The sequence below is a fragment of the Ligilactobacillus pobuzihii E100301 = KCTC 13174 genome (assembly GCF_000349725.1).
Taxonomy (GTDB): domain Bacteria; phylum Bacillota; class Bacilli; order Lactobacillales; family Lactobacillaceae; genus Ligilactobacillus; species Ligilactobacillus pobuzihii.
Genome location: NZ_APCP01000104.1, coordinates 1 through 10983, shown reverse-complemented (window position 1 = coordinate 10983; position 10983 = coordinate 1). Strand labels below are relative to the sequence as shown.

The 10983-nt window shown below is 37.0% G+C and carries 11 protein-coding genes; all 11 read left to right on the top strand.

Going from position 1 to position 10983, the window contains the following annotated elements; genetic code table 11:
• Nucleotides 1-156 precede the first annotated feature (156 nt).
• The 11 genes from LACPOB_RS0101490 (at nucleotide 157) to LACPOB_RS0101435 (ending at nucleotide 10503) form a co-directional block, all read left to right on the top strand.
• On the top strand, nucleotides 157-1095 hold the full coding sequence (locus tag LACPOB_RS0101490) for a replication initiation protein (protein WP_017867071.1): 939 nt from the start codon (nucleotides 157-159) through the stop codon (nucleotides 1093-1095).
• 14 nt (nucleotides 1096-1109) lie between these two features.
• Entirely contained in the window at nucleotides 1110-1601 is a 492-nt protein-coding gene (locus LACPOB_RS11510) for a hypothetical protein (protein WP_017867070.1), read from the top strand.
• 164 nt (nucleotides 1602-1765) lie between these two features.
• Nucleotides 1766-2860, top strand: coding sequence for an Mbeg1-like protein (locus LACPOB_RS0101480; protein ID WP_017867069.1), 1095 nt, complete (start codon nucleotides 1766-1768; stop codon nucleotides 2858-2860).
• A 127-nt stretch (nucleotides 2861-2987) separates the two neighbouring features.
• Entirely contained in the window at nucleotides 2988-4760 is a 1773-nt protein-coding gene (locus LACPOB_RS0101475; protein ID WP_017867068.1) for an oleate hydratase, read from the top strand.
• 222 nt (nucleotides 4761-4982) lie between these two features.
• The gene (locus tag LACPOB_RS0101470; RefSeq protein WP_017867067.1) at nucleotides 4983-5570 is read left to right on the top strand and encodes a site-specific integrase; all 588 of its coding nucleotides are present in this window, start codon (nucleotides 4983-4985) and stop codon (nucleotides 5568-5570) included.
• A gap of 394 nt (nucleotides 5571-5964) precedes the next feature.
• Nucleotides 5965-6390 carry an Hsp20/alpha crystallin family protein gene (locus tag LACPOB_RS0101465; protein ID WP_017867066.1) on the top strand — a complete coding sequence of 142 codons (426 nt, stop codon included), beginning with the start codon at nucleotides 5965-5967 and terminating at the stop codon, nucleotides 6388-6390.
• Between the two features lie 709 nt (nucleotides 6391-7099).
• Nucleotides 7100-7363 (top strand): AbrB/MazE/SpoVT family DNA-binding domain-containing protein, encoded by a 264-nt coding sequence (locus tag LACPOB_RS0101460; RefSeq protein ID WP_017867065.1) that lies wholly within the window; start codon nucleotides 7100-7102, stop codon nucleotides 7361-7363.
• Nucleotides 7363-7710 (top strand): type II toxin-antitoxin system PemK/MazF family toxin, encoded by a 348-nt coding sequence (locus LACPOB_RS0101455; RefSeq protein WP_017867064.1) that lies wholly within the window; start codon nucleotides 7363-7365, stop codon nucleotides 7708-7710. The genes LACPOB_RS0101460 and LACPOB_RS0101455 overlap by 1 nt, the downstream gene beginning before the upstream one ends.
• Nucleotides 7711-8270: 560 nt before the next feature.
• Nucleotides 8271-8615 (top strand): plasmid mobilization protein, encoded by a 345-nt coding sequence (locus LACPOB_RS0101445; protein WP_017867062.1) that lies wholly within the window; start codon nucleotides 8271-8273, stop codon nucleotides 8613-8615.
• A complete protein-coding gene (locus LACPOB_RS0101440) occupies nucleotides 8594-9832 on the top strand; it encodes a relaxase/mobilization nuclease domain-containing protein (protein ID WP_017867061.1) in 1239 nt (412 codons plus the stop codon). Before LACPOB_RS0101445 ends, LACPOB_RS0101440 begins: the two co-directional genes overlap by 22 nt.
• Nucleotides 9829-10503, top strand: coding sequence for a hypothetical protein (locus LACPOB_RS0101435; protein ID WP_017867060.1), 675 nt, complete (start codon nucleotides 9829-9831; stop codon nucleotides 10501-10503). The genes LACPOB_RS0101440 and LACPOB_RS0101435 overlap by 4 nt, the downstream gene beginning before the upstream one ends.
• Nucleotides 10504-10983 lie beyond the last annotated feature (480 nt).

Genomic DNA, 10983 nt, shown 5'->3' with positions numbered 1-10983 from the left:
CATTTTACGCGCTTATGTGGGACATTTTACGCGCTTATGTGGGACATTTTACGCGCTTATGTGGGACATTTTACGCGCTTATGTGGGACATTTTTATTTTACGTCACACTAAAAGCGTGATACTCTTAGTTTATAATTATAAGAGAGGTGCTTTTTATGGTAAACGAGCTTGTCAAATATAATAACCGATTAAACTCTATTCCATTACGTCGCTTTAATTCCAGAGAAATGAATTTGTTTTTTGCCATTGCTTCACGTGTTGCTAATAAAGGCACCGATACTGTTAAATTTACTTTCAATCAATTAAAAAGCTTAAGTAACTATACTGATCATGGAGATAGATTTGTTGAAGATCTTCGAAAAACATACAGTAAACTAATAAGTTTAAGCGCTACTTCTGATGACGGAGATGAAATTATTAGTTTTGTCGCTTTTACTGAGTATTCAATAAAACGTTCTACACAAACAGTTAGTATTGCTGTAAATCCAAAATTTCAAGGATTATTTAACGAATTGAGTCATTGGACTAGATTTAACCTGTCACAGTTTGCTGAATTAAAAAGTACCTATTCTAAAACCATGTTTCGTCTTTTAAAACAATGGCGAACTGTTGGTAAACGTACATTTAGCATGGAAGAGTTTCGTTATTTACTAGATATTCCAAAAAGCTATAGAGTTAATGACATAGACAAGAGAATTTTAAAACCAATAAAAAAAGAACTAACTCCAATGTTTAAAGGATTGTCTATTAAAAAACAAAGAAATAGCAATAAGCGTGGAGGGAAAATTTCTGGATATGTTTTTACATGGAAAGCAGAAACCAACAATGAAGACGATTTTTTAAAAAATTCTTGGTATGAAACACGGAAAAGAATTACAAACATAGAAAGTAACAATGATTTAACCAAACAGGAAAAAGAAGATGCCAAAAAAAATATTTATAATAACTACTCAAAAAAAACAATTAAACAAAAAGAATCGTTACCTGTTGAAAATAGAGAATCTCAAATTTCAGAAGAAGAAAGGGCAAGACTAAGACGCGAAATAGCCGAACGGTTGGAGGCCTTGGGAATGAATAATAATCCTATGGAATAGGTGGAGTAAAAGATATGACAAAAACTGTTAAAATTTTAGCCGAGGAATTAAATGTTACTCCTCAATATATTCAAAAAATTATTAAATCTCTCCCTGAAACAAACAAACCAACTCTGGAAAAGCACAAATATATCATTGATAAAAAAGCCGAAAAGCTTATTATAAAAGAGGTAACAGGACCTAAAAAACAACAAACAAACCAACATAAAACAAACCAAAAGGATGAGTTGGTTTCTAGTTTAAAAGACCAGATATCATATTTAAAACAACAGATAGACATGAAAGATAATCAAATCAATGAACTTCAAAAGCAAAATTTTCAAAGTCAAAAATTAATTGATCAGGAACAGCAACTTCATTTATCTGATCAAAAAAGGATTGAAAAACTAGAACAACCTGTTGAAGAAAAAGAAGAAAATGCAACAGTACAAAATAGTGCAACTGACAACCAACAGGAAAAACAACCAAAAAAAGGCTTCCTTAAACGCCTTTTTAGCAGTAACTAAGAGGGACCATTTGTGAGGGACAACCCCCCTTGTTTTATGTTCTTATACTTAAAAATTCTGTTTGTTTCTTTAAGATACATGATTAAATTGAAAGGGAGTTTTTAAGAATCCATTAGCCAATAATAGCTTCTCACTACTATTTTCAAAAGATTACAAGAAAGGATGTGATTATTATTTTCGGTATTTTTGATTACATTAATCAAACAAAAAATATATCGTTTGATCAATTACCCTTAAACGAGATTGACGCCGCTATTTTTTCACAATTAATATACTTAAATTTCGAAATTTTTTCCTCTAACGAAAAAGGCAAACTCAAAGACCTAAATAAAGAAAATACAATTAATAAACTTACTGCCCGAACATGGCAACCAGAAAAAAATAAAGAATTGATCAAAAAAATTTCCACGAGCCAAAGATATATGAATATTATATGGAGTAATTTTAAGAAGGTTGTTGATCTTGATAAGCAAGAACAGTTTGCAGCTATTTCATTTTTACTAAAAAATAATACCTCTTTTTTAGCTTTTAGAGGAACACGTGCAACTTTTATTGGTTGGAAAGAAAATTTAAATATGCTTTATTTACCGTTCATCCCTTCACAACTTTCTGCAATAAAATATTTTAACTTGGTTTCTAACCAGCAATCTCAAAACTTCTACTTGGGTGGCCATTCAAAGGGTGGTAACCTGGCAACCTTTATTGCTTTAACTGCCAACGTCACCAAACAAGCTCAAATTAAAAAAGTCTTTAATTTTGACGGCCCTGGTTTTAATGAAACAACACAACAAAAGCTAAATTATTCTTTTTACACCGGAAAGATTGAAAAATTAATCCCACAGGAATCACTGTTTGGCGTTCTTTTTGAAAATAAACAGAATTTTAAAGTGATCAACAGCTGCGCACATGGAATCAGTCAACATGATATTTTTACTTGGCAGGTCAACTTTGCGGCAACTACTTTCCAGCAAGCAACACATCTTAGTTTACTTTCTTTGAATTTGCAAGATTGTTTTAAGGATACAATTGTGACTTATACACCTGAATTATGCAAACAATGGATAGAGACCTTTTACAGCTTATTAGAGAGCACAGGATGTAAGTCTTTCAATGAATTGTCACAAGAAAAACTGTACTATACATTTTATTTTCTAATGACTTTTAGTAACGTTCAGTCAGCGCAAAAAAGGAACTTTTTGAGAGGAATTACCATTTTTATCAGATTATATTTTAGAAGTATTTACAATTCAAAAATATAATATCTTCTGGGACAGGGTCTATTAGTGAGCAATAGACCATCAGAAAGTTAAAGAGGTAATTGCAAATTTTTTCCTAAATAAGTTATAATGTATATTGTAAGTCGATAAAGGAAAGGGGATCTGTTTAATGTACTATTCAAATGGAAATTACGAAGCTCTTGTTCATGCTCGCAAACCTGCAGATGTCGATCATAAATCTGCCTATATCGTTGGTGGAGGCTTAGCCGGCCTTGCTGCTGGTGTTTTTTTAGTCCGAGATGCACAAATGCCTGGCGAACAGATCCATATTTTTGAAGAATTACCAGTTGCAGGTGGTTCTTTAGACGGTGCTAAGAAACCTGATATTGGTTTTGTAACACGTGGTGGCCGAGAAATGGAAAACCACTTCGAATGTATGTGGGATATGTATAGCTCGATCCCATCACTCGAAGTTCCAGGAGCTTCATATTTAGATGAGTTCTACTGGCTCGATAAAGATGACCCGAATTCGTCCAATTGTCGCATGATCTACAACCGTGGTAACGAGGTTCCTGATGATGGCAATTATACCTTAGGTAAAACTTCTAAAGAAATCATCAAGTTAATCATGACACCTGAAGAAAAATTAGGCACAGAAACAATCGAAGAATATTTTTCTGAAGAATTTTTTGAGTCTAATTTCTGGTATTATTGGGCCACAATGTTTGCCTTTGAAAAATGGCATTCAGCCATTGAAATGCGCCGTTACTGCATGCGTTTTATTCATCATATTGATGGTCTACCTGACTTTACTGCCCTTAAATTTAATAAATATAACCAATATGATTCAATGACTTTGCCAATCGTCAAATATTTGGAAGATCATGGTGTTGATTTCCAATTCAATACTATCGTTAACAACGTTATCGTTGACACTGAAAACGGCGAAAAACACGCTAAAAAATTACAAATAACAGTCGATAGTTCACCACAAGAGATTCCGTTGTCCGACAATGATATTGTCTTTGTCACAAATGGTTCGATCACTGAAAGTTCCACTTATGGTGACCATCACACACCAGCAGAAATCACTGATGAACCAGGGCCAAGCTGGAAATTATGGGAAAATTTAGCGGAACAGTCTTCTGAATTTGGCCATCCTAAAGTCTTTTACCAAGACTTACCAGAAAAATCATGGCATATTTCAGCCACAGCAACTATTAAAAATCCAGCCATAGAACCTTATATTGAACGTTTAACTAAACGTAATCTACACGATGGCAAAGTTAACACTGGTGGGATCATTACTATCAAAGATTCAAATTGGATGATGAGTTTCTGCATTCATCGTCAACCACACTTTAAAGATCAAAAAGAAAATGAAACCATAGTTTGGATCTATGCTTTGTATTCAGACACGCCGGGTAACTATATCAAGAAAAACGTGGTTGACTGTACTGGTGAAGAGATCACTGAGGAATGGCTGTATCACTTAGGTGTGCCACAAACATTAATCACTAAATTAGCTAAGCAAGATTCGATCAACACTAACCCAGTATACATGCCATTTATTACTTCATATTTCATGCCACGTGTTAAAGGTGACCGTCCAGACGTTGTCCCAGCTGGTTCAAAGAATCTGGCCTTTATCGGTAACTTTGCAGAATCACCAACACGTGATACAGTTTTCACGACAGAATATTCAATTAGAACAGCCATGGAATCAGTTTATAGTTTACTAAATGTTGATCGTGGTGTGCCGGAAGTTTTCAATTCAATTTATGATATTCGTGAACTCTTAAAATCAATGTATTATCTAAATGACAAGCAAAAACTCACTGATAGTAACTTGCCAATTCCAGGATTTGTCAAAAACAAAGGCCTAGAAAAGGTTAAAGGAACTTGGATCGGTGAACTATTAGAAGATACCAAACTGATTTAAATTAAAAATACGGGGCCGAGATTCTTTTCTCGGCCTTTTACATAATTATATAAATTCAAAATAGTTAAAATTAGTTTTCAATTATAATCCGAGGGTCCATTACTGAGTAATGGACCCTGCCAAAACTTGATTTACCGGCCTCTTTATTTTAGACTTAAAAGTAAGGGGCAAAAAGCAACAAAAAACTATTAAAATCGCCCCTAAAAAAGGAGCGATTTTTTCATGGAACAAAAAGTGCTACCGATCAAAGATTCCAATGTTTTAATTAAAGTTCAACGGTGTTTACAGGAAGATTTTAAAGCCGGCCGGCGCAACTACACTATTTTTCAAGTCGGCAAGGCGACTTTATTGCGGGTGAGCGACATTCTCCGGCTTAAACGGACAGATGTCTTTGATGAGCAGGGAAACGTGCGGCAGAACACGTTTCTCCATGACCAAAAAACCGGGAAAGCTAACCGTTTATACTTAAAACCGGTCACCGGCGATTTGTTAGCCTATCAAAACTGGCTCCAGCAAGAAAATCTTGTCTCGCCCTGGCTTTTTCCGTCGATCCAGCACCCGGAGAAGCACATTACGGAAAAACAGTTTTATAAGATCATGGCCAAAGTGGGAGATCTCCTTAATTTAGACTATCTAGGGACCCACACCATGCGCAAAACGGGCGCTTATCGGGTCTATGTGCAGTCTAATTACAATATCGGGCTAGTTATGCACCTCTTGAACCATAGCAGTGAGGCCATGACACTCGCCTATTTAGGCTTAGATCAAGCCAGCACCGAAGAAATGCTAGATAATATTGATTTTGGTTAGCACAACTGTTGTCATTAAATTATTTTTAACTTGTTTTCTAGCTTTTCATAGTTTATCCTAAAATTTATGATGTTTCCCATAAGCGTCAATCCCCAAGGAACTTATTTTTCTTGCTATGCTATATTTTGCCATGAGTCTATTACACCTACCTCATGGCTTTTTTTATGCCTAATTACTTGAAATTACCCTAAAAATTTATAAAATAAAAAGTGAAAGCAGTTGTTAATTACTATAAAGGGTGAGGTGATGCTGACACTTTAGGGTGATGATTAATTGTAAAGGTACGTTGACATAACAGTTTTGTGGTCGGGCGATCATCAACTGGCAACCAAAACTAACCAGTTGGGCTAGAAACTTTATTTTTACTTTATTAAATATTTAGGAGGGGATTTTTATGGCAAATGAAGTAGCAAATCGTTTTAATGATATGTTCTACGATTGGGATCGCTTTTTCAGTGACTTCAATCATTTTTTACCTGGTTTTACTAGTGATATGCAGCAACTCAAAAGTGATGTTGTCGATAAAGACGATCATTATGAACTTGCAGTTGAGCTACCGGGAGTTGATAAAAAAGATATTAACCTCAGTTACCGCAACGGCTCACTGGTTATCACAGCACAAAAAAATGTTTCTACTGCTAAAAAAGATGAAAAAGGACAAATCATGGCGCAAGAACGTTCTACCGGTCGTTTGCAGCGTAGTTATTATTTGCCTAACGTAGCTTCTGAAAAAATTAAAGCCCAGACCCAAAACGGTGTTTTAAAAATCTCTCTACCCAAGACTAAAGAATCTAGTGGGCACCAAATCAAAATCGAATAAGCACGACTAAGCATATGTTTTAGGTTATTTTATTTTCAAAAAAGTTTTAGCAAAATGCTTGCAATCAAAGGCTAAATATATAAAATAAAAAAGTGAAAGATAGTTAGTTCCATTAAAAAACTATCTTTTTGAAGTAACGTCTCTTTTGGTAGGCCTACCAGTAGTTATTTCTAATTATGGTTTGTAGGATTTAATTGGAGCTATTTTAAAGTGGCACTTGGTAATTTTAAGGAGGTGTTGCAACGTTAATTACTTTGAACAGACAAGTAAAACATTACAATCATCTCAAAAGATCAACTAACAATTCTTCTTTAGTATGATTAGGAACATTGATTATGCTAATGAGAAGGGGCGGGTTTGGGTCAAGGCTCTGGTTAATAGTAATTATCAACCAGAGTAAACTGGATACAGGTTAAGCTGTGTTCAGCTTTTTTTTTAGAAAAAACAAGGCGCGCTTATTACGTAACTGGTGGCACATTTTTAGTTCCTCTCTTGAACATTAGCTTTTCCTCAATAAGTCCGCATTATGTCAAATAGCCTCACTCAATTTTAGAGTGAGGCTATTTTTATACAAAAAAAGAACCTCTTAACGCTCACTTTAAACTGTTTTCTCTAAACTTCGTCCTGATTATTAACGTTGATCAAGGATTGCCTTACTCTTTTAACTATGTTATTATTTAAGTAAGGAAAAAGTAAGGAGACGATTTATATGAATACTAACAATTCAACTACCGTTCGTTCAAAGATTACGAGTAAAAATCAGGTAACTATTCCTAAAACTGTGCGTAATCTTTTAGACCTTCAATCTAGCGACGTTATTGAGTGGAAAATCTCCCCTAATGGTACAATTACTATTATCCCTAGTAAACCCGATCTGTGGCAAACTGTGGCAGCACAAGAAAAACAATTTGGTAATTTATCTACTCCAGAACTCGACTGGGGACCAGATGTAGAAAGCGAAGATTTTGATTAATGAAATTAACTCAAGGTGACATTTTATGGATTGATTTAAACCCTGCTAAAGGCACTGAAACTAAAAAGAAGCGCCCTTGTTTGGTTATCAGCAACGCTCATTACAACCAATATTTTAATACTGTGATTGTGGTACCAATTAGTACTTCTGCAAAATATTGGCAGGTGGAAAAGTATGCTAAATCTCCACTTTTTGTGGAGATCAACCATAATAAAATTCATGGAACAGCTTTATTGCAACATGTTCGTGCTATTGACCCTACTAAACGTTCAAATGGACAAGTTGAAGCAACTTTAAAACCAGAGGAAATACAACTTATTACCTCTAGAATCCGTCAATTTTTTTAGTGCTATTCAGTTCCCAAGTTAGTTGTCTGATAAAATAAAGCGAAAAATAACTTTAACGAACCAACAAATGCAGCAATTAACTACCATTGAGGATTCCATGCACTGGAACGGCAACTTTTGGCAGATCGAAGATCTCAACCATGTTTCAAAATGGCTGGCACAATTTCGGACCGACCAGGACCAAAATTAAACGACCTTCTTTTAGGAAAAATAGCCCACTTTGTGACGACAAATGCGGGCTATTTTTCCTGGCTTTTTCCGGTCACATTTTTTGGCACAAAAAAGGGGCGGTTCTAGCTCGTTTTCGCGACGAAAAACGAGCGTCTTTTGAGGGGGATAAAAGGGGGAATTTTTGTGCAACAAAAAGCCCTCTTTTCAAGCCCGGAATAAAGACAAAATGCGGTAGCAATTTGTATGTCATTCCGACAGCTTGCAATATTTGACTAAAAATGTTAGGGTAGACGTGCATGAATAATAAGCGCTTACACTTACTTTTTTCAGCAGAAAGCTAAATGAATAATGCAGCTTAATGCTGTGGTTTTATGAGGGAGGGAGAATTGATGTCTAATGTTAAACCAACTAATGAACGGCAAGTCAAACGCATTAATTTTCGTTTAGATCAAACTGAATATACTAAATTAAAATTATCGGCGGAAACTTATGGCCTGACGGTCTCTAATTATGCTAAAAAATTAGCCTTAAATTCTAAGCTCCGGCAGCCCTATTTTGATCACACGGCTACCAAAGAACTGTTACTTGAATTAAGTCGCCAGGGAACTAATTTGAATCAAGTTGCGCGGCAGTTAAATCAACAACCGGAAATGCCTCAAACTGCACAATTATTAGCTGCTTTACAAGCGACCCGAGAGGAGTATCGAAAATTATGGCAACAATTGCAAAAGTAAGTAATGCAGCTAGTGCCACTTTTGCCCTGGGCTATGGTTTAGGTGAAAATACTCCCTTACATCATGACACCAAAAGCTGGTTAGCGGATCATGATTTAGCCCAACCCGCTGAACTTGAAAATTGTCGGGCCGTGGTCGTAGGTGGCACTAATGGGATTGACCCTTTAATCGCTAATGAACAGTTTCGCGCAGTGCGCCAACTCTTTCAGCAAACGCAAAAGCGCAACCAGGTTTTACGGATCACCCAGTCTTTTGCAGATAACGAATTAGACCCGCTCAACCAAACAGACTGGCAGAAAGCCAATGATCTCGGCGTGCAATTAGCGGAAAAACTTTATCCGGAATATCAAAGTGCCGTTTATACGCATTTAGACGGAGAAAACCACCATTTGCACAACCACATTATCGTTAATAAAGTCAGTTTAGCGACCGGTAAGAAATTAGACGAAAAGCGCGGTCAAACAGTCAGGCGGGTCCGAGCCGCCAATGATGACTTAGCACGAGCCCAAGGCTGGCATATTCTGCCGCCGGTGCGTGAACACCAGTCACCAACTGAACAGGATCTGACGCAAGCCCACAAGTATTCTTACATGGCTGATCTCCGCCACCGCATTGATACAGTTATGCAAGACCCCACTGTGAGCTCATATGAGACCTTCTCAGCTCGTTTAAGCTCAAATGGGGTAAATGTCGCTTTACGGGGTAAAAACATCTCATATGCGTTTTTAGACGCTAATCAGAAGCAACGGCGGGCCCGTGGGGTCCGTTTAGGGACAGACTATGACAAGGAGGCACTTTTAGATGAGTTGGCGCGACGAGAACAACAAACCCGCAAACAAACTGAAATTTCAAACGACCAGCGAGCTCTTACAGCTGATCGCGAAATTGAACAACGAAAACCGTTACTTGAATCAAGAAAACCAGGTCTTGACCGCCTTGCAGTCGCAACTGGCCGCACTCAACGAGACCAATCAGACACTCAGCAACGCTTTGAGCGACTTAGAAAAGCAGTACGACCACTTACAAACGGATTACAGCACTTTAAAGACGGCTTACGAGCATTTACAAAGCGAGCTCGCGAACTCTTAGACTTGCGTGCTAGTCGTCTCAATTTTGCCCAAAAATTTCAAGCTGACTTAGCACGTAAAAAACAAGCCCAGCAACAAACACATGTACCGCGACAAACCAATAAACCAGGAAGGGGACCCCACCGATGAATGAAAATGAAAAAATGGTCAAACAGCTCTTTGACGCTTACGAAAATGGCCAGATCAACTTTAACAATGTTCCTGCTTTCAAAAACTTAGTGACACAAGCCGCTCAAGAACAACTGTCTCAAACCCTTAGCACAACTGCACTTAAAGAAAAACAACAAGCGGCCTTAAAAGACGAAAAAGCTTGGTATCATCAACAAATTGAACACATTCTTCAAGACAAACAAAACCAACTTGATACAACTGCCTTTCAGAAATCAGTTCTTGGTGATTTAACCGCCGCTCGGGATGAGGTCCTTGACCTGCAACAAGAGTTGGATTATCAAAAAAGTCAGTTAGAAGCAGCTGAGAAAAAACATTTTTGGCAACACGCTATGGTAACTTTGTTAGCGATTGCCAACAGTTTGATTTTAGTTTGTCTGATTTTATTTTTGTTAAAAACTTTGCTGTATGACGGTATTTGGCGTGGCTGGGGATTTTATCGCCTGTATAACACTGTTTGGGCCTTACATACCGATCATTATGTGGGCTCCATTATTCTGGGGCTTTTTGGTTTTCTTGTTTTAGGCATTGTGATTATCTTTAGCTTCTGGTGTGCCCTGCAAATGACCCAGTATTTGACCGATTTTAAGCTCTCTCGACTCAAGTTTTGGAAAAAGGATGATATGTCTTGAAATCCAAATAAACAGCTTAGGCAGCTAAATTAAAGCTCTGATAAAGTATCAGGGGTCTTGTTTTGGTTTTAAGTTGCAATTATAGCTAATTAACTTGGTCAGGTGGTTGGTAACTATTAGCAGTTAAGGCGCTTGCTCTGAGGGCGTGCCCGAAGATTTCCTGTTAACATGTTTTGATTTTGGCAAAGGAGCTAGCGGCGACTGCGCAATGAGTGAAGCGAATGGAGTTAAATGTGAGAGTGGTTTTCTCTCACTCCTTTTTAAGCGAGGGGACCGAGCTGGTTTTGGAATTTGTATCATTTGTATCTCTTTATATAATTCTTTAATATAGTTCTTTAAGTTCTTTAAGACTCTCGGAAGCCTTGATCCTGTTGGGATTCAGTAATTTATGTGGGACATTTTACGCGCTTATGTGGGACATTTTACGCGCTTATGTGGGACATTTTACGCGCTTATGTGGGACATTTTACGCGCTTATGT

Coding starts and splice junctions, on each gene's coding strand:
- LACPOB_RS0101490 (WP_017867071.1), top strand. CDS start 157: ATGGTAAACGAGCTTGTCAAATATAATAACCGATTAAACTCTATTCCA.
- LACPOB_RS11510 (WP_017867070.1), top strand. CDS start 1,110: ATGACAAAAACTGTTAAAATTTTAGCCGAGGAATTAAATGTTACTCCT.
- LACPOB_RS0101475 (WP_017867068.1), top strand. CDS start 2,988: ATGTACTATTCAAATGGAAATTACGAAGCTCTTGTTCATGCTCGCAAA.
- LACPOB_RS0101470 (WP_017867067.1), top strand. CDS start 4,983: ATGGAACAAAAAGTGCTACCGATCAAAGATTCCAATGTTTTAATTAAA.
- LACPOB_RS0101465 (WP_017867066.1), top strand. CDS start 5,965: ATGGCAAATGAAGTAGCAAATCGTTTTAATGATATGTTCTACGATTGG.
- LACPOB_RS0101460 (WP_017867065.1), top strand. CDS start 7,100: ATGAATACTAACAATTCAACTACCGTTCGTTCAAAGATTACGAGTAAA.
- LACPOB_RS0101455 (WP_017867064.1), top strand. CDS start 7,363: ATGAAATTAACTCAAGGTGACATTTTATGGATTGATTTAAACCCTGCT.
- LACPOB_RS0101445 (WP_017867062.1), top strand. CDS start 8,271: ATGTCTAATGTTAAACCAACTAATGAACGGCAAGTCAAACGCATTAAT.
- LACPOB_RS0101440 (WP_017867061.1), top strand. CDS start 8,594: ATGGCAACAATTGCAAAAGTAAGTAATGCAGCTAGTGCCACTTTTGCC.
- LACPOB_RS0101435 (WP_017867060.1), top strand. CDS start 9,829: ATGAATGAAAATGAAAAAATGGTCAAACAGCTCTTTGACGCTTACGAA.